The sequence below is a fragment of the Oceanobacillus sp. FSL K6-3682 genome, assembly GCF_037976165.1.
In the GTDB taxonomy this organism is placed as follows: Bacteria; Bacillota; Bacilli; order Bacillales; family Amphibacillaceae; genus Oceanobacillus; species Oceanobacillus sojae.
In genome coordinates, this window is the sequence record NZ_CP150263.1 from 3,892,450 (window position 1) to 3,912,033 (window position 19,584).

Annotated in this window: 16 protein-coding genes; 10 read left to right on the top strand and 6 right to left on the bottom strand. The window is 35.3% G+C overall.

All coding sequences use genetic code 11. The annotated features are described in order from the left end of the window. Positions 1 to 29 precede the first annotated feature (29 nt). Positions 30 to 509: a GyrI-like domain-containing protein gene (locus tag MHH51_RS19085; RefSeq protein ID WP_147210062.1), complete on the top strand. Its 480-nt coding sequence runs from the start codon at positions 30 to 32 to the stop codon at positions 507 to 509. 109 nt (positions 510 to 618) lie between these two features. Here the strand turns inward: MHH51_RS19085 and MHH51_RS19090 are convergent, their stop codons facing one another. The 6 genes from MHH51_RS19090 to MHH51_RS19115 form a co-directional block, all read right to left on the bottom strand. Beyond that, positions 619 to 1,452 carry a hypothetical protein gene (locus tag MHH51_RS19090; RefSeq protein WP_147210061.1) on the bottom strand — a complete coding sequence of 278 codons (834 nt, stop codon included), beginning with the start codon at positions 1,450 to 1,452 and terminating at the stop codon, positions 619 to 621. A 63-nt stretch (positions 1,453 to 1,515) separates the two neighbouring features. After that, a complete protein-coding gene (locus tag MHH51_RS19095) occupies positions 1,516 to 2,676 on the bottom strand; it encodes an ABC transporter substrate-binding protein (protein WP_147210060.1) in 1,161 nt (386 codons plus the stop codon). A gap of 26 nt (positions 2,677 to 2,702) precedes the next feature. After that, positions 2,703 to 4,133, bottom strand: a complete 1,431-nt coding sequence (locus MHH51_RS19100) for a phosphoglucomutase/phosphomannomutase family protein (RefSeq protein ID WP_147210059.1) — start codon at positions 4,131 to 4,133, stop codon at positions 2,703 to 2,705. A 167-nt stretch (positions 4,134 to 4,300) separates the two neighbouring features. Continuing rightward, positions 4,301 to 5,971, bottom strand: a complete 1,671-nt coding sequence (locus tag MHH51_RS19105) for an iron ABC transporter permease (protein WP_339282993.1) — start codon at positions 5,969 to 5,971, stop codon at positions 4,301 to 4,303. Further along, a complete protein-coding gene (locus tag MHH51_RS19110) occupies positions 5,934 to 7,058 on the bottom strand; it encodes an ABC transporter ATP-binding protein (RefSeq protein WP_339282995.1) in 1,125 nt (374 codons plus the stop codon). The genes MHH51_RS19105 and MHH51_RS19110 overlap by 38 nt, the downstream gene beginning before the upstream one ends. 48 nt (positions 7,059 to 7,106) lie before the next feature. Next, positions 7,107 to 8,129 carry an ABC transporter substrate-binding protein gene (locus MHH51_RS19115; protein ID WP_147210056.1) on the bottom strand — a complete coding sequence of 341 codons (1,023 nt, stop codon included), beginning with the start codon at positions 8,127 to 8,129 and terminating at the stop codon, positions 7,107 to 7,109. 123 nt (positions 8,130 to 8,252) lie between these two features. Here MHH51_RS19115 and MHH51_RS19120 point away from each other — a divergent pair, with 123 nt between their 5' ends. From MHH51_RS19120 to MHH51_RS19160, 9 genes are all read left to right on the top strand, one after another. Beyond that, a complete protein-coding gene (locus MHH51_RS19120; protein ID WP_339282998.1) occupies positions 8,253 to 10,025 on the top strand; it encodes a sensor histidine kinase in 1,773 nt (590 codons plus the stop codon). Positions 10,026 to 10,028: 3 nt separating this feature from the next. Continuing rightward, on the top strand, positions 10,029 to 11,171 hold the full coding sequence (locus MHH51_RS19125; RefSeq protein ID WP_156985018.1) for a response regulator: 1,143 nt from the start codon (positions 10,029 to 10,031) through the stop codon (positions 11,169 to 11,171). A 617-nt stretch (positions 11,172 to 11,788) separates the two neighbouring features. Continuing rightward, positions 11,789 to 12,079, top strand: coding sequence for a helix-turn-helix transcriptional regulator (locus MHH51_RS19130; RefSeq protein WP_077601663.1), 291 nt, complete (start codon positions 11,789 to 11,791; stop codon positions 12,077 to 12,079). Between the two features lie 248 nt (positions 12,080 to 12,327). Next, entirely contained in the window at positions 12,328 to 13,341 is a 1,014-nt protein-coding gene (locus MHH51_RS19135; protein WP_147210052.1) for an extracellular solute-binding protein, read from the top strand. Between the two features lie 40 nt (positions 13,342 to 13,381). Continuing rightward, on the top strand, positions 13,382 to 14,479 hold the full coding sequence (locus tag MHH51_RS19140; protein WP_147210051.1) for an ABC transporter ATP-binding protein: 1,098 nt from the start codon (positions 13,382 to 13,384) through the stop codon (positions 14,477 to 14,479). Then, the gene (locus MHH51_RS19145; protein ID WP_339283004.1) at positions 14,469 to 16,121 is read left to right on the top strand and encodes an iron ABC transporter permease; all 1,653 of its coding nucleotides are present in this window, start codon (positions 14,469 to 14,471) and stop codon (positions 16,119 to 16,121) included. The genes MHH51_RS19140 and MHH51_RS19145 overlap by 11 nt, the downstream gene beginning before the upstream one ends. Positions 16,122 to 16,175: 54 nt before the next feature. Further along, positions 16,176 to 17,873 (top strand): histidine kinase, encoded by a 1,698-nt coding sequence (locus MHH51_RS19150; protein ID WP_156985020.1) that lies wholly within the window; start codon positions 16,176 to 16,178, stop codon positions 17,871 to 17,873. Further along, a complete protein-coding gene (locus MHH51_RS19155) occupies positions 17,866 to 18,657 on the top strand; it encodes a response regulator (RefSeq protein ID WP_156985021.1) in 792 nt (263 codons plus the stop codon). Before MHH51_RS19150 ends, MHH51_RS19155 begins: the two co-directional genes overlap by 8 nt. Before the next feature lie 145 nt (positions 18,658 to 18,802). Beyond that, positions 18,803 to 19,540: a MurR/RpiR family transcriptional regulator gene (locus MHH51_RS19160; protein WP_156985022.1), complete on the top strand. Its 738-nt coding sequence runs from the start codon at positions 18,803 to 18,805 to the stop codon at positions 19,538 to 19,540. Positions 19,541 to 19,584: the final 44 nt, after the last annotated feature.

Consider the following 19,584-nt stretch of genomic DNA (forward strand, 5'->3'; position numbering starts at 1 on the left):
ACAAATTCTTAAAAAGGCAGGTTTTGAATATGGCAAATTATACATTAGAAGAAAAAGACAGCTTTGTGGTGTTAGGTTTTGGAACAGAACTGAAAAGTGATTATACAGACTATATGGGAATCAATAAAGAAAAAGCTGATTTCTGGAATAAAGTGAATGAGGATGGAACACTGGATACGTTAAAAACTGTTGCTGATAATGACTACATTTTTATCGTCAATGAAGCGGTGAATAATAAGATGATGCATTATGCTGGTGTAATGACGAAAGAGACATTACCTGACGCAACAAGAGTTATTCAATTTCCTAAAGGGGAATATGTTGTTGTTAAAGGAGAAGCAGAAACTGCTAAAGACTTGCATGAGACACTTACTGGTAAAGCTTTTGGCGAGGCTCTGCCGGAAGCTCAGGATGTTGCATATGTCGGCGGGCCAAATACATCTGTTGAGATGGGTAAGCGTGATGGCAAGGTATATGGTGAAATGTGGATTCCTGTTGTGAGGAAGTAGTAATCAAATTCATTGCTTCTTCAATATTAGTCTAAAATAAACCCAATCATTCCCTTATAATGATTGGGTTTATTACTTAAAATATAATTCATTGTTTGAAGGAAAAATCCTAGCCAATACGAACCTTAATATAGGTTCTGTCATCAAATGATATATTATCTTTAGCTATACCTTTTGTTGATTTATTTTCATAAATACAAAGTGGATCAACCATTAATAAACGTGATAGTTCTTTCTCGGAGGCTTCAAGACTCTCTAATATCGTTGGGTAGCCATCGGACGCTAAAGAGAAAACTTTCACATCCTCTGATAAATCTATCGTCTTAATAAGTTCTGAGGGTATCGGAAAACCATTTATAACTGCATAACTTAAATCGGAATCTGGAGTTGCATTTTGAAAATTATACTGCTTTTGAATAAACGGCTTAATTAGTCGGAAACCGACGTCTTCCTCTGACAGTAATTCCTTTACAGTTCTTCCCTTTACTAATTCCCCTTGAACAATAATACTTCTGGCTTCACTAAAAACCTCATCTATTCTTTTAATATTTTGATAGAGTTTACCATCGAAATAAAGCTGACAATCTCCAACCATCCATACTTTATGATGATATTTACTATAAATAATCATCGAAGCACTTGGACGAATATATGGAATTTCAAGAACTTCCTGCTCCAAGTTTAATTTTTTATACAACACTTTATATCTTTCATTAATAACTGTAATGATTTCATCTATTGACTCTCTTCCATTTAATGACGAAATTGCATCTCGAATCAATTCTGCAGCTATCCTACCTTGTGTCTTTTCGCCGTATAAGCTGTCCGAGACACTAGTTGCTCCATCAATCACAGCGGCAAAATACTCATTATGAAAATACATATCCTCACACAATGCCATATTACCACTTTTTGATTGAATAAATTTCTCAATAAGCTCCATTCTTATGCCCCCACTCGTTTCGACATATTTTTTGCAAGCTCGACTCAATCCTAACATTCTTCTTCATTCAATACTCATTTCAATACCAATAGCTTCTTCTTTAATATTTTTCCACGTTTCCCAACTCTCGCCAGATAGTTCTTTCCCACTGAATACATCATGATACTTAACTAGATTTCCCAAATATTTTGCCATAGGTAACTGAAGAATAAAAGGTTTGCTTTCAATTAGTGAGTTTTTTGCTGGTATCCAGCCTGTATTGCTTAAGAATTCTAACTGTACATCATCCTGATCTAGGAAGCTATAAAACATCTCAACCTTTTTCTCATTACTAAAAGATATAAATCCGCTCCCTGACACAAATAAGGGCTCTCCACTATCGAATAGCGGCAAAACTTCTATTTCAAAAGTACTTCTAACCAACTCTTGAATCATTTGTAAATTGCTAGAAGTGGTAATAAGCGCTCCTACTTCCATATTGGAAAATTTCGTTACTGCCATATGGTTGTCTAATGGTGGTACCAGTTCATACTCTTTAATTAAATTCGTCCAAAGTTTTTCAAAGGAAGTTTTACTTCCCTGCTCTTTCTGTTGAAAGGCATCCCAATAATACGGAATATCTTCATCAAAGTGAAAAAACCAAAATGTTTTTGCTTTATTGTTATTTATTTTATCTTGAATTTCCTTGTATACTGCAAGCGTATCACAAGAATTAAAAGGGGAAACACGTTGATTATCTTCTATATGATTATCTAGAATGGTCCGGTTTATAATAATGATTGGAATCTCAATCCCTAATGGGTAACCATATAATCCATTATCATAAGAAAAGTTTTCTAATGTTGCTTCATGGAATGCAACCGAAAAATCCTCTCCAATTTTTTGGATTGAATTAGGATTACTTAATTCCATAATCTCATCCAGTCCATAACTAGAATGTATTTCAATAAGATCAGGAAGATTGTCTTCCATATTGGGAAGTATAAGTTCCTCAACCAGTGCCTCTTCACTTTTGAATTTTGTAATATTCATTTTAATCCCTGATTCTTCCTGAAAGCGTTCAACAGAAGAGATTAATCCGGGAGTAGTAAGCCATATATTCATTGTATCCTCATACTCATCCTCTTTATTTAGTACAAAATCTTGATTAATTAGATTGAATATATAGATAATGGATAAAACAACGATACAAACAGATAGTAAAAAAGGAACTTTAAATTTCATGGCTCAATACTCCCTGTAAATATATATTAGTGATGACTCAGTATACTTGATTCGATAACTTTCATCACATTTTGAATGATTCCTTCTATTTTATCATCTTTAGGGGATTCTACCATAATTCTCAGTACCGGCTCTGTTCCTGAAAAACGGACAAGACACCACGTACCATCCGACCATTCCCACTTCACTCCATCATAGGTCTTATGCTCCAAAAGGTCTCCTCGATAAAGTTTTTCGGCAGCAGTACCGAAGATAACAGATTGAATATGCTCCTTGTACTCTGCTTCATAACTATAATTATGCTCCTTAAAATATCGTTTACCAAATTTTCCTTTAATCTCTTGTCGAATCTCACTTAGTGGTTTCTTAGTGTAAGCAAGCAGCTCCAATATAATCCCGGCTGAAAGTATCGCATCCTTTTCCAAAAGATGTCCTTTAATGGTAATCCCTCCAGAGCTCTCCCCACCCAAAACAGCATCTGACTGAAGCATTCCTTCAGCAATATGTTTAAATCCAACCGGTTTCTCAATACATTCAAACCCATAATAATTAGAAATATCATCCAAGAGATGTGTTGTCGAAATATTACGAACTACATTTCCCTTCATTCCTTTGTATTCCAAAAAGTAATAATACAAAATAACTAATATCTCATTTGCATCAACATAATAGCCTTTCTCATCAATAATCGCAATTCGATCACCATCGCCATCAGTTGCTATACCAATATCATATTGTTCTTCTTTCATCATTCCCGTTAATCTCCATAAAGATGACTCTGTCGGTGCAGGAACACGGCCACCAAATAGAGGATCTGCTTTATCATGGATAATTTTTATCTTTGATCTGGAATCTACTAATAACGTTAATAAGGAATTAATACCGGTGCCGAACATCGGATCATATAGTACACTAATATTAGCCTGCTTAATTAAATCCAAATTAATTTGTGATTCAACAAAAGTAATGAATTCATTTGTATAGTCTTTTCTAATAGTCAAATTATTTTCCAAAGCACGGTTATAGTGTATTCGCTTTATTTCATCTGCTTGAACCGCATTGATTGATTTTTCCAGCTCGGTTGTAATATCTTCCGTTGCGGGCAATCCACCTTCATGGACATACTTAATACCATTGTATATATAAGGGTTGTGACTAGCTGTAAAAGTTAAGCCTGCTGCTGCTTTTTCTTCAATGGTGACAAAATTCACTAATGGTGTCGGGACCGATGGCGTTAGAAATATAACTCTGATATTATTTGCAGCAAATATCTCCACAGAAGCTTTGGCAAATTCTTCAGCCATAAAACGATTATCGTATCCGATAACAACCCCTTGATCCTGTTTATGATTTTGAAGAATTTGATTTGCGATTCCTTGGGAAAACTTTCTCACGTTATCAAATGTAAATTTTTCACCTATAATATCCCGCCAGCCGCCTGTTCCAAAACGTATCATGTTATGCCTCCCCGTATAATTTAATTTTTATAGTTTCTAACACCGTTTTTTCAAGAGTCACCCCAAACTTCTGTCCCTATCATTCTCTCTTACAAAACATCCACTTGAACGATTATTACACAATCTACATATCGAGTTCTGATCGTCACCCTATCCAAAAATCAGAATTAAACTGATATCTCCTTCTTTCCTGAGATAATCATAATAATAATTAATGAAATAATCGTAGCTAACGACAGCATAGATGCCAATGCTGCAGCTGTTCCGAAATTAGATGTAAATACTTCACTATAAATTGAAACAGTAATCGTTGCAGTTGCACCATAATACAAAACGATGGTTGAACTTAATTCATTTATAGTTGTTACCCAACTTAATATTGCTCCAGATAAGACTCCCGGTATCATTAAAACAGCAGTCGTCTTAAAGAATGTTTTCATTGGAGGTACCCCTAAACTAATCGATGCTTCCTCAACACTTTTATCAATCTGATGCAATATGGCGGTGCTGGACCGCATTGTATACGGCAATTTCCTTACAACATATGCAATAACTAAGATTACCCACGTACCTGTTAATTCAATTGGCGGTTTGTTAAAGGCTATGATCAAACTAATACCCAGAACAGTACCCGGAATTACATAAGGAATCATAATTAGCGCATCTAGGAAAGAAGTAATTTTGGATTTTCTTCTCACCACCACATAAGAAAGTAAAAGCCCGGCAATGACCATAATCACAATTGCAACGCTTGCATACGTAAACGTATTCTGAATTGCTTTTGGAACTTTATAAAGCACCTCTCGATAACTATCTAAACTAAACCCGCCAACAAAAACCGGTCCATTAGTTTTCAAGAATGAAGTAGTAATTACAGTTGCCTGTGGAATGATAGATAATGTAACAATGCCCATTACCATTAATGTCGCTAAGATACGCTTCACGGGACTTAACTTAATTACTTTTGGAGGTCGTAATGAACTCATAGTATACGTTTTTCTATTCATAATATGGCGTTGAAATAGTAAAACAGCAGTAGTCACAGAAAGTAAAATCATACTTAACGTACTGGCCATTGCCGGGTTAGACCCCATTTCACTAATGAATTGATCATACGCAAGAATTGGGAGCACCTTCTCTCCTTGACCGATTAACATTGGTGTACCAAAGTCAGCGAAAGATGCCATAAATACCATCAAAGCTCCAGTTGACACTGTCGGAAAAATTAATGGTAAGGTAACTTTACGAATCCGTGCAAATCCAGAAACTCCAAGGCTGCTTGATGCCTCCTCTAGTGAAACATCAATTGTTTTCAAAGCTCCTGATACATATAAATAAATATGCGGGTAAAACTGTAAGGTGAATACCCAAATCATTCCATGTAATCCATAGATAGATGGTATTTCAATTCCAATATTTGCAAGGAAGTTTGTAATAAATCCATTATTTCCAAGCATTAGTATCCAGGAATATGCCCCGATAAACGGTGGAGACAACAACGTTAGTATAATTAAAATATGGAATACCCCTTTAAATGGAATATTAAATCGTGACATTGCATAAGCAACTGGAATACCTAACACACAGGCAAAAAAGGTCGCAGATGTAGATACAATAAAGCTGTTAATTAAAGCTGAGTAATAGTATTTACGGCTAAAGAATTCCTGATAGTTTTCTAATGAAGCTTTTCCATCCTGCCAAAAGCTATTAATAAAAATATTAAATAAAGGATAAATAAGGAAAAAGCCAATCAGAATAAATGCTGCGATAATAACAAAATGCCAGAAGTCTAACCTTAAATTAAACGGTTTCTTTAAGACTTGTGTTCTTGTGCTCATTTAGTACTTCCTCCCCGCTCTCATCAAAAATAACCGCTTCCTCTGGATTTAGATCAACCTTTACTAAGTCGCCAATTTTCCTTAGCATGTTATAACGGATAGAATGCTCGTGTGCACTGATAAGCGTGCCAGAAGTAAACCTTATTTTATATACAACAGACTCTCCCAGAAAAGTAGCATCAACAATCTCTCCTTCTACTAGAGCAGAATTTGCATCACCAGTTTCCTTGATTTTGATTTGTTCCGGACGTATAGAATATATCCCCTTTCCATAAGCACTCTCAAAAAGTTTTGTTTTTAAAGCTGCCCCTTCTACAAATACAGTAGCATGTTTGTCAGAGTCTATTATTTCTATTTCTGCATCTAAGAAGTTAGTAGTTCCGATAAAATTAGCGACAAATTTATTAACAGGACTTAAATAAATCTCATGAGGCTTGCCGATTTGCTGTACTTTGCCTTCACTCATAACTGCAATTCTATCTGATACTGCAAGTGCCTCTTCTTGGTCGTGTGTAACGTAGATAGTTGTAATATTTAAGCTTTTTTGCAGATTTCTAATATCCTCTCGCATCTTAACTCTTAGTTTTGCATCTAGATTGGATAATGGCTCGTCCATCAACAATAAGCCAGGATGAATAACAATTGCCCGTGCCAACGCAACACGTTGTTGTTGCCCGCCGCTCAATTGAGATGGCTGTCTATCTTTAAGATGAGACAATTCAACCATATCGAGTGCTTCTGTTACTTTAACTTTTATTTCATCTTTTTTTATTTTTCTTGCCTTTAAGCCATAAGCGACATTCTCAAAGACAGTTAAATGAGGAAAAATAGCATAATTTTGAAATACCATTCCAATATTTCTTTTATGTGCAGGGATGTTATTCATATGACTGTCTTCAAAAAAAAGATTTCCTTCTTCCTGTTGATAGAATCCAGCAAGTATGCGAAGTAAAGTGGTTTTACCACATCCACTTGGGCCGAGCAAGGTGAAAAATTCTCCTTTTTTGATGTTAATATTAATATCATCAAGTGCTTTATTTTCACCAAAAAATTTACAAATTTGTTGTATTTTTACATGATCTTGCAAAATTATTTCCCCCTTCTTTAGAAAGGAATCAGATTTGAACACAATCCCTTATTCCTGTTCAATTAAGACCTCTTGGAACTGATTCATTACACTATCTTTGTTATCTGCAGACCAGCCGAAATCATAGTCTACTAATGGAATCTCTTCAGAACCAATAAGTCCTTCCGGCGGATTCACGTCATCGCGCACAGCTCGTCTGCCAAAATCCTCTACAATCATTTCTTGGACATCTTTACTGACTAAGAAATCAATGAATTCCTCTGCATTTTCTGAGTTTTTAGCATCCTTAATTAATGCAACACCATCGGGAACAGCAGAAGTCCCTTCTTCCGGATAACTAATATCTACAGAGGAGCCGCCTGCAATATAACGATATGCCGCTTCTTCTAATGTGATCCCAACAGGGAATTCACCATCAGCTACCCCTTTAGGTACAGCACTTGAACTAGATAAAATAGTTCCATCTAAGTTAGCAACAAATTCCTCTACAAAATTCCAGCCGTCATTTCCATCATCGCTGTATGCAGACAACATAGTCACCAATTGTGTATAAGCAGAACCTGATTTGCTCGGCTCAACAAAAGCAATTTTACCAGTCCACTTTTCATCTGTTAAATCTTTCCATTCTTTTGGTGCATCCATATCCGACACCATTTCCTGGTTGTACATGATTACCATTGGTAACGCGGAAAATCCGGTCCAGATATTATTAGGACTCTTGAATTCAGTAGGGATCGCTTCGTCTTCAGCTGATTTATATGGCTCGAAGCTGTCACCGAATGCTTCTAATGATTCAGCACCGCCTCCCCAGAATACGTCTCCTCCCGGGTTACCTTCTTCAGCAGTCACACGATTTAATAATTCCCCTGTACCGCCAGTTACAACGTCTACTTTAATACCCGTTCTCTCTTGAAATTCTTTTACGATTGGATTAATAATTTCATTTTGATGAGGTGAATACACTGTTAATGTATTTGAATTCCCACTGGCCTCTCCATTATCATCAGATCCACATGCACTAATGATAATTAGAAGCATTATTGCTACTAGAAAAGTAAATATTTTCTTCATTTAGTAAACCCCCTAAATAATTTATTTATGATACAATATGATAATAGCAAATGAATGAAAGCGGATACAATCATATTTTTTTCATAAAATGTATAACTTTTTTCTAAGGCAGCAGGTGAAGAAATGATAGCCAAACTTCATAGTCTAAATTTACGCAGTAAATTAATCATCGTTATTATCATTACTTCTTTAGTCCCTTTATTGCTGCTAGGTTTTTTTACATTTAACTTTCTATCAGAGCTACTTCAAGAAGAAGTAAGTGAAAATGAATTAGAACGTTTAACATCTATCAATAATCAAGTGTCCTTTTTCTTAGACGATATTGAGCAAATGACTCTTTTTTTCTATAAAAACGAAGAAATACAAGATATCTTAAAGAAAAATAATACCCGAAATTTAAACGAAAAATATGTAGACTTTGAATATGTAAATGAATTATTTGATACTGTAACTGGAGTCAAAGACTGGGAGGTTAATATTTATGTTATCGGTTTAAATGGGGATCGTTATTTTTCAAATGAATACCTGCCTAACCGATATAATTCCATTCGGGAATCATGGGGAGTTTTTAGAAAAGCTAACAATGCCAAAGGCTCCTTAGTATGGGATACGAATTATTCTATTAATGGAGTAGATAATCAAGATATCGTTCTCACTGCTGGAAGAATTTTAGTAGACTCCACCACAAATGAAAAAATCGGCTATTTAATGGTTGATATCTATGAATCTGCTTTTTCAACTATCTATGAAAAAAATAACTTCTCAAATAGGGAAAGCTTTTTCCTATTAGACAACCAAGGTTATATCATTTCAAGTCAACCAAATAAAACAAACGTTGGGACAAAATTTGAAATGGACTACTATCAACGTATTATGGATGGGGAAAAAGGATTCTTTCATTTTGACTGGCATGATATAAGTTCGATTCTAACCTATCAAACAGATGAAAATACAAATTTTAAAACAGTAAGTATTCTCCCAATGGATATCATCCAGCAAAAAAATTATCTTGTTCGTAATTTAACGCTCAACTTTGCACTAATTGGAATCATTTTTTCAATATGGCTTGCGTATTACCTGTCTAAAACTATTACGAGACCACTTTATAAGTTAATCAATTTAATGAAAGAAGTAGAAAAAGGAAATCTTCAAGTCCGGTTTGATTCGAAATTTAATGATGATATTGGTATATTTGGAAAAAGATTTAATCGAATGTTAGAAAAGTTAAAAATATCCATTCAGGAAAACTATGAAAAACAGGTTCGTATGAAAGACTCTGAACTAAAAGCATTACGCGCCCAGATCAATCCACATTTTCTTTATAACACATTAGAAACGGTTAATTGGCTTGCACGCCTTGAAGGAGTCAACGATATTAGCAAAATTGTCGTATCATTAAGCGAGATTATGAAATATTCTGTCCGAAAAGGCAAAGACTTCGTTACAATTAAACAGGATGTAAAACAGCTCAAAAACTATTTAACCATTCAGGAATTTCGCTATCGTGACAAGTTTGATGTTCATCTAACAGTTGATGATTTAGTACTTAATCAAAAAATTCCAGCCTTATTATTACAACCGATTGTAGAAAATGCGATTGTGCATGGCCTTGAGAATAAGGTATCAAAAGGAAAAATTGATATCTCTATTACAAAAGAGCACAGAAGGATCCGTATTATTGTACAGGATGATGGTGTTGGAATGGATGAAAAAACGCTCGTTCAAGTCAATCAAGAAATAAAAGAAGGCCTGGAATTCGAAGAGCTGGGTATTGGCATTGAAAATGTTCGTAAACGATTGTATTTGAGCTATGGGAGCCAATTCCAGTGGACTCTTACTTCCAAGGACAATGAAGGTACAAGAATAGAAATATTAATTCCATATAAGGAAGGGTAAATCATGTTTTCTATATTAATTGTTGATGATGAATGGACTATTCGAGAAGGATTAAAAAGAACAGTTCCTTGGAGTGATTGGGGAATTGAAGTTGTTGGAACAGCAACAAATGGTAATGAAGCATTACAAATTTTAGCTGACACACCACAAATCAACATCCTTTTGACTGATATCCGCATGCCGGGAATAAATGGATTAGAACTAATTGAAACCTGTCGTACACGTTTTCCCAGTCTCAAAATGGTTCTATTAACTGGACACGATGAATTTGAGTATGCTCAAAAAGCAATCAAGTTTGGTGCTGACGACTTTTTATTAAAGCCAACGAATATTGATGAATTAAAAACGACGATACTCTCCATTAGGAATAAATTACAGTCAAAGCAACAAGAAAAGGATGAGCTCGTATCCTTGTTAATCAAAGATCTAGTTGAGCATAATTCATTAGAAAATCTCGATAAGATAAGAGCTATTGAAATTATTCATCCAGGCTATGGATTTATTATCATTCGTTCCATGGATAAAAATAAAAGAGTGTTAAATATAGAAAATGTTTATTTGATTGAGGACAAAACTGATCAGCAGGTATATTTTTGTCATTCATTAAAGAACGAAGAAGGCTGGAAAAATATAATTGATCAAGTGAACAACTATTTAGCAGACACAAAAGCTCTCTATACCCTTCACCTAAGCTTAATTACTAGTGAACTTACACAGTTAATTAACATTTACAAACAGGCATGTACTGCTTCTGAATTTTATAATAAAAGTGAAAATCTAACAATCTATAAATATTTTGATGAACAATACACTTTAGACTTTGAAGAAATTATCCGATATATTCAACATCATTATCAGGAAACCAAAAGTCAATCTGAACTAGCCAAACAATTAAATATAAGCAATAGCTATTTCAGTAAATTATTTAAACAACATACCGGAATGAATTTTATCGATTACATAACAACAAAGCGAATCGAAGTAGCTAAAGAACTTCTTTGCTCCACTACCTTGAAAACTTACGAAATCGCACATGAAGTCGGTTATATAGAAGCCAGATATTTTAGTCAAATATTCAAGAAATTAACTAATAGGACTCCCCTTGAATACCGTAGGATGAAACAACAGATTCCACCTCTCGACTAAATTTCTTTTTATTGCTCCTGTTATTCGTAGGAGCTTTTTTATTTTAAATAATAAGGAAGTATTTTGACAGAGAAATATAGATAGAGGAGCAAAAAAGTTCGACTTCCGATAGCATTAATGCTATCATTAGCATACAATAAAACATAAGGATTAGTGATATGTCCGAATCAAAATTTGAAATATTATATAAAGGAAATACATCTCATTTTGAAACGTATCTACTGGACCGCGCTGAACAAGAATTACGAATTGGGAAACAAAGCATTTGGTGCAAAGTTGCAGACATGTACGCCAGACAGCTTACTATAATTTCCATTAACCCTTTTCCCGAGAGTATATTATTTGATTCAGACGAAACGCCACCTTCTTTGAAACAGATTATAGCACACACACAAATTATACTAATTTTTATAGGTGGGGAATAAAAGGTGGTAAAACAGGAAATCATCCTATTATCTATGCAATTCACAATTACCATAAAGTAGTTTTGCTTCATTATTTCAACAAACAATATAATGGCTTAATCAACCGGAGAGATATCCTCCCAGCTGAAAAAAGCTATTCAAATTATTGCGAAGATGACCCTAATCTCTATTAATACAAGGAGGAGAAAAACAGTGAGTGATTTTTTTGAACGCTACGCTAAAATGCGCGGTGAACAGCATGTACAGAATCTGCAGTATGAAGGAAAAATCGCAGCACAAATAAAAACTCACCGTCAGCAGCAGAAGCTGTCTCAACAACAGCTCGCTGATTTAGCAGACTTGCCTAAATCAACAATTGGCAGAATCGAAGCCGGTATAACAAGTCCAAAGGTTGATACATTATTGCAGATTTCCAAAGCACTAAATATTCCTTTTATTATTGATGGCACAGCTGATCAAAAAGATATATTTCTAAAAACCTGATTCTTTAAAATGACGGCAAAACTTTTAACACTTCCTATAGAATAAAATAAACTGTTTCAATCTAGTGCAATTCCAACTAAAATCGCGGTAAAAAGAATATAATTTTTAGAATAAGGGTTTTCACAGATTATTGGTGAAGGCCTTTTTCTAATGTGTCCGATTTTAGACAATGTCGTTTGATATTAGCATTGAAAACGTTACCAACGCTATATATACTGAATACAATCAAATATTAGGAGGCTATCATCTTGAAAAAAATAACGCATTTATTATTAGCTATTACTCTGTTAATGGTACTGGCAGCTTGTGGAAGTGAAGAAGATAATGCAAATAAACTCGTCATCTATTCACCAAACAGCGAAGATATTATTAATACAATTATTCCCATGTTTGAGCAGGAAACAGGTATTGAAGTTGAACTGGTTTCCGCAGGGACGGGAGAATTATTAAAGCGGATTGAAACGGAAGCCGGTAATCCAAACGGAGATATCATGTTTGGGGGCAGTAAGGCTCAAATGCTGGGAAATGGAGATTTATTTGAAAAGTATACTTCAAAAAATGATGATAACATGCTTGAGGGCCATCAAAATGTAGGCGGTTTTTTAACCCCTTATGGTGCTGATGGAAGTGTCATACTCGTTAATACAGATTTAATAGGAGATATTGAAATTAACGGCTATGAAGATTTATTAAATCCGGAATTAAAAGGAAAAATCGCTGCTGCAGATCCGGCAAGTTCAAGCTCTGCTTTTGCCCAGCTTACGAATATGTTATTAGCTATGGGTGGCGACTACACCTCTGAAGAAGGGTGGAATTACGTAGAAGAGCTCGTTAAAAATCTGGACGGTAAGGTTGCAAGCGGATCAGGCAATGTGCACAAAGGGGTAGCAGATGGAGAGTATACTGTTGGGCTGACCTATGAGGACCCTGCCCTCAGCTATGTACGTGACGGCGCGCCGGTTGAAGTTATCTATCCTGAAGAAGGAACTGTCTTCTTAGATGCAGGTGTTGAAATCATTAAAGACGCTCAGCATTTAGATAATGCGAAGGCCTTTGTTGATTTTATCGCTTCTGAGAAAGCTCAAACTGCATTTGGACAGGAATTAACAATCAGATCGTTAGGAAAAGACGTAGAGATAGCTGATTTTAAGAAGCCGCTTGAAGAAATAAACGTTATTGAAGAAGACGAGGAATATGTGGAAGAGAACCGAAATGAGATTATCGACATGTATAAAGATGTATTTACAAGCGCACAAGAGTGACCTAAAAAATAATAGGAATGAAGAATAAAGGAGAATGGCCGTGAGTGTAACCATCAGCTTTAACAATGTAATAAAAAAATATAATGATAAGCCTGTTATTTCAGGACTATCCCTCGATATTAAGAAGGGTGAGTTTTTCACCCTTCTTGGCCCTTCAGGCTGCGGGAAAACGACACTATTAAGGATGGTAGCAGGATTTAACAGTATTGAGGGCGGCGAGATCACTTTTGATGACAAGGTGATGAACCGGATTACGCCTCAGCATCGAAACATCGGAATGGTTTTTCAAAATTATGCTATCTTTCCGAATTTAAGTGTGAAAAATAATGTTGCATTTGGACTCAAAAACAGAAAAATTCCAAAGGATGAGATTGAGAGAAGAGTTGACCATATTTTAGATGTAGTACAAATCAGCCAATTCAAAAACAGCATGCCGGAGAATCTTTCCGGCGGCCAGCAGCAAAGGATTGCCCTGGCTCGTGCAATTGTTATGGAGCCGAATGTATTGTTAATGGATGAACCGCTGTCTAATTTAGATGCAAAGCTGCGTGTAGATATGCGTGAAGCAATCAAATTAATTCAACATGAGGTTGGAATTACAACTGTCTATGTAACACACGATCAAGAAGAAGCAATGGCCGTTTCTGACCGGATTGCTGTTATGAATTCTGGAGTTATTCAGCAGGTAGGAACACCACGGGAAATCTATCAAAGACCTGCTAATATATTTGTTTCCAATTTTATCGGAAGAACGAATATTGTAGAACGCTCCTTAAAAAAAGTGGATAATAGACAAGTACTTATCATGGACGAAAATTACCAGATTGATTTAGATGATATTACGCAGTATGCTGAGGAAATTATTAAAGTTTCCATCCGCCCGGAAGAGTTTACAATTAGTGATACATCAGAGGGTATGGCCGGTGTTATACAGCATAACGTATTCTTAGGAATCAATGTTCATTACACAGTTCAGCTTTCAAATGGAGAGAATGTCGAGGTGACAGAAGAATCTACACTTGGTGAGCCTCTAGAGCCAGGTACAGAGGTAAAGCTACTCGTAAACAAGGAGAAGATTAATCTATTCCATTACGAGAGCGAAAAGAATATCCTGGAAGGTGATTCTTATGCAAAATAAAACGGCAGGAAGAAAAGACATCTGGAGTGTAATTACGTTAGGAATTCTTCTATTATATGCGCTTGTCCTTGTACTGCCTTTATTCACACTTTTAAAAGAAAGTATATTCAAGGATGGAGCACTCTCCTTTGAGCACTTTGGTGAGTTTTTTGGAAAGAAATATTATTACAGTACGCTTTTTAACAGCCTGAAGGTAACAGTTGCTGTGACTTTGGCCTCTTTGGCCATCGCTACACCGCTCGCTTATATTATGACCACTTTTAAAATCAAAGGGAAATTATATTTGCAAATATTAATTCTTATCTCTTCCATGGCACCGCCATTTATCGGAGCATATGCCTGGATATTATTAATGGGCCGCAATGGAGTAGTAACAAATTTTCTGAGTAATGTATTTCATATTACCACGCCGGATATTTATGGTTTTTCCGGGATTTTAATAGTCCTTACCCTTCAATTAATACCTTTAATATATATGTTTATGATGGGTGCGTTCAAAAGTATTGATAATTCATTAATAGAAGCTGCAGAAAGTATGGGGTATACCGGCTTCAAAAAAGTCTGGAAGGTTATCATGCCGCTGATGGTACCAACTATATTGGCTGGATCATTGTTAGTATTTATGCGTGCGCTTGCAGATTTTGGTACACCGATGTTAATTGGAGAAGGATTCGAAACATTACCTGTATTAATCTTCAATGAATTCACGAGTGAAATGGGAGGAAATGCCGGCTTCGCTGCCGCAATCAGTGTCATTGTCGTTGTCATCGCACTAACCATTTTCCTGCTGCAAAAATTTATCACAAATAAGAAATCTTTTTCTATGAGTGCTCTTCATCCAATTAAAGAAAAGAAAGAGTCTGGCATAAAAAATATTTTAGCTCATTTGTTTGTATACGGTTATCTAGCACTTGCTATTTTGCCGCAGCTCTATGTTGTGTATACAGCATTCTTAAAAACATCCGGACGTATTTTTGTCAAAGGCTATTCTTTGGACAGCTTTAAAGCCGCATTTACCCGCTCAGGTGATACAATTGTGCATACCTTTACTTTAGGGCTTATCGCACTTTTCTTTGTTATCCTGATTGCCATTTTGATTGCCTATGTGACTGTAAGAAGACGCAATGCAATCACGAATGGACTGGACATTATATCGATGGTACCATATATTGTGCCCGGGTCCGTACTTGGTGTTGCTTTATTGCTCGGATTTAATAACAAACCTTTTCTTCTAAGCGGTACAGCAACAATCATTATTATTGCCTTTGTAATCCGCAGACTGCCATATACAATTCGTTCCAGCGCTGCGATTATTCATCAGATTAGTCCAAGCATCGAGGAAGCGGCTGCCAGTCTGGGAGCATCAAATTTAAAAACATTTTTCAAAATAACATTGCCGATGATGCTGCCTGGTGTTATCTCAGGTGCTATCCTCAGCTGGGTTACCATTATTAGCGAATTAAGTACATCTATACTGTTATATACAGTCAATACAAAAACAATGACAATTGGTATTTATACAGAAGTTATTCGTGGAAACTACGGTGTAGCTGCTGCTTTATCAACGATACTCATTGCAATAACCGTTATTTCTCTGTTAATTTTCTTTAAATTAACCGGCAGGAAAGAAGTATCTTTATAGCTGGATAATGAACAAACTTTATATGTATTAATCAGACAAGGGGGTGACTCTATATTGAAAAAGAAAAGTTTCAAAGAAGCTACGAAAAGTCTTTTTCTTAAATATACAGTCGTCCCTATTTTTATTTTAATTATATTATTCACTTTATTTACGTTTGTTATATTTCATTTAAAAGCGGTTTATGATGCCAAGCAGTCAGGAGAACAAATTAAGGAAAGAATGACAGAAGTGTATGAAGTCTATCAGGAAGAAATTAAAAAAATGGCAGAATCATCTTTGGTGATGGAGAGTTTAAACTACCATAACGATATTAATTTAGTTTATGAGGATTTTTATAACTTCAATAATCAACAGGAAGTCAAAAGCAGTTTTTTTCTGATTGACGCAAATGATGTATTTGTGGCATCTACTAATAAATCCAATGATGAAGTGAATGAAGATATCCTGAATCACATCATTCCCCACCTGGAAAAATATCCGGATGATTTGTTAAGCATTGTCGAGAAAACAAATTTCTCCCACGGTCAAGCCTCTACCATTACTTTAGGAAAGGCCGTAAAACAGGACGATCAGATTATTGGATATTTAATTTATATGTTATATGAAGAGGATTTTCAGCGGTTAATTTTTGGAGAAAAAACAGATATTGCTGTGATTACAGATACTTATAATCATATCGTTGTGACTTCTAATGAAATCGTTCAAGGTCTAATGAATAAATTTCAGCCTGAAAAACAATCTAATTCAAAAGTTCAAATAGAAAATGATACCTATTATATGAATCAAACTGAAACAGCAGATAATACCTTCCGTATTTATACATTAAACAATACAGAAACAGATAAAGTAGTGTTGATTTTATATTTTATATTTATTGGGATTACCAGCGCTTTTCTATTTATACTTCTTCGAGTATTAGCAGAAAAGATGTCCAGACGGAACTCCGAGTCGATTGACAAGTTATTAATAGCAGTCGACCAATTAAAGAAAGGTGATTTAACCTCCTATGTGGAGATTTATACAGGAGATGAATTTGAGACATTGGCAAATCAATATAACACCATGCTCGATAGTCTAAATGATTTGCTGAGCAGGAACAGAGAGTTGTCGGAGATAAAGAAAGTAAATGAAATGAAAATACTCCAAAGCCAGTTCAACCCGCATTTTCTGTTTAATGTGCTGGAAACTGTACGATATACCATGGTAAGCAATGTAGATAAGGCACAGGGTATTATATTATTATTATCTTCTTTATTGCGATACAGTATCAACCAAAATATTGATCAGGTTATGTTAGAAAAAGATTTGAACTATACGGTTGATTATCTAAAATTACATAAAATGCGATTTAATAATCGGCTGCATTATTTTCTGGACATCCCTGAAGAAATCAATACTGCTTATGTTCCAAAGCTGCTATTACAGCCGATTATTGAGAATGCTATAAAATATGGCTACCAACATCAGACCACCCTGAATATTTGGATTAAAGCAAAGGTTGTTGAAAACGATATTGTATTCACAGTTGAAGACGATGGCAGCGGAATAGAAGCCCAAAAACTCACTGATCTTCAAAAGAAGATACTGGCATCCGAAAATAATCAAGTTGGCATTGGTCTGTACAATACACATCGCCGCTTACGTTTGCAGTTTGGTGAGAAATATGGTCTGGAGATAAATAGCATTTTGAATCAAGGAACAATAGTAAGGATAATCATCCCTTACCTGAAAGGGGGAGAGCATCGTGTATAAAATATTAATTGTAGAAGATGAGGACATTATTCGTGAAGGGTTAAGGTACCTCCTTGACTGGACTGATCTTGATTGTGTGGTGGTCGGCGAAGCTGCAAATGGTGTGGAAGGCTTGCAGCAAATTTCAAAATTAAATCCGGATATCATACTTCTTGATGTTAATATGCCTCTCAAAAACGGGATTGACATGCTTGCGGAATGTAAAACCCGGGATTTATTCACTACCATTATCCTATCAGGCTATGATGATTTTAATTATGCAAAACGGGCAATGCAATTTAGCGTAAACGAGTACCTGCTTAAACCAGTTAATCCACGCGAATTAAAAGAGGCGATTAAACGTGCTATAACATCTGTAGATACTAAGAAACAATATCACATTATGAAGCAAAGTATCCAAACACCTGATAAGGTAAATGTGTTGAATGTGGATGTTTGGAATAAATGGAACGATAAATCAAAGCATGTTCAGCAAATGATTGCCTATATTCAGGAACATTATCATGAAAAAATCAGTATTCATGATTTGGTGGACGAGCTTGGCATGGGCACAACCTATTTGAATAAGAAATTTAAAGAAGCCACCAGCTACACCTTCAATGATTTTTTAAATCGTTACCGGATTCAGAAAGCAATTGAACGCATTAAAACCGGAGAAGATAAGATCACCATGATTGCGATTGACGTAGGCTTTAGTAATTATCGTTATTTTATCGATGTATTTAAAAAGTATACAGAATTTCTTCCAAGTGATTTCACAGCATATTTTGGCGATAAGGACTAATATATACAAGTTTTATAGCAAATCATTTTAACCCTCTTCAAAAAATGCATAGACAACAGAGCTCTGTTAAATTTGTCCTGTATGGTGTACGATAATATTAACAGCATGTTTTGCTTTTTAGAACCTTGAATTGGATGGGAAGAATATGTTTGATGTAATGAAGAACTATGAAGAAATGACCACAAGTGAAAAAAGAGTATTGAGCTATATTGTGGAAAACCAGGACCAGATTCCGCATATCAAAATTAGTGATTTAGCAGAGGAAACCTTTGTTTCAAAAACAGTCATCATTAATTTGGCGCAAAAATTGGGTTTTTCCGGTTTTAGGGAAATGAAATATCATATCAGCCGGACCATTCTTGAAAAAATGTCTAAACAAGAAAAACAAACGGTGATGTATCGGGAAGTTTTAAAACAATCTATTGATAAGACCTTCTCCCTCATTACCGAAGACCAGCTGCATGAAACAGCCGCTAAAATTAAATCTGCAAAGAATGTATTTATTATGGCCAGAGGAACGAGTAAAGCCGCTGGTTATTATTTGGAGCATCTCTTATTGACAATCGGGATTCAATGTATTTTTATAAAGGATTATAATTTATCCGAAGTATTTACCGATTTTGTCGCAGAAGATGATATCGTTATCTTTATTTCGATATCAGGAGATACGAAAAAAATTATTGATACTGCGAAAAAAATTCATCTGAAAAATGTCGATATAATCAGTATCACTTCATTTAAAACAAATGAGCTGACCCGGTACACGACGAATAATCTCTTTTGTTATACCGATAAAGCCAACACAAGCAAAAATGATACTATTTCAAGAACTGGATTTTTTCTTACTATTGATTTGTTGATTGATAAATTGGCGAACCTTTAAATCATATGTATTTCGGGACTGCCCAGGAAAATAAAAATAGCAAA

What these genes read in the sequence shown, in the direction of transcription:
- MHH51_RS19085 (WP_147210062.1), top strand. Translation starts at nt 30, where the DNA reads ATGGCAAATTATACATTAGAAGAAAAAGACAGCTTTGTGGTGTTAGGT.
- MHH51_RS19090 (WP_147210061.1), bottom strand. Translation starts at nt 1,452, where the DNA reads ATGGAGCTTATTGAGAAATTTATTCAATCAAAAAGTGGTAATATGGCA.
- MHH51_RS19095 (WP_147210060.1), bottom strand. Translation starts at nt 2,676, where the DNA reads ATGAAATTTAAAGTTCCTTTTTTACTATCTGTTTGTATCGTTGTTTTA.
- MHH51_RS19100 (WP_147210059.1), bottom strand. Translation starts at nt 4,133, where the DNA reads ATGATACGTTTTGGAACAGGCGGCTGGCGGGATATTATAGGTGAAAAA.
- MHH51_RS19105 (WP_339282993.1), bottom strand. Translation starts at nt 5,971, where the DNA reads ATGAGCACAAGAACACAAGTCTTAAAGAAACCGTTTAATTTAAGGTTA.
- MHH51_RS19115 (WP_147210056.1), bottom strand. Translation starts at nt 8,129, where the DNA reads ATGAAGAAAATATTTACTTTTCTAGTAGCAATAATGCTTCTAATTATC.
- MHH51_RS19120 (WP_339282998.1), top strand. Translation starts at nt 8,253, where the DNA reads ATGATAGCCAAACTTCATAGTCTAAATTTACGCAGTAAATTAATCATC.
- MHH51_RS19125 (WP_156985018.1), top strand. Translation starts at nt 10,029, where the DNA reads ATGTTTTCTATATTAATTGTTGATGATGAATGGACTATTCGAGAAGGA.
- MHH51_RS19145 (WP_339283004.1), top strand. Translation starts at nt 14,469, where the DNA reads ATGCAAAATAAAACGGCAGGAAGAAAAGACATCTGGAGTGTAATTACG.
- MHH51_RS19160 (WP_156985022.1), top strand. Translation starts at nt 18,803, where the DNA reads ATGTTTGATGTAATGAAGAACTATGAAGAAATGACCACAAGTGAAAAA.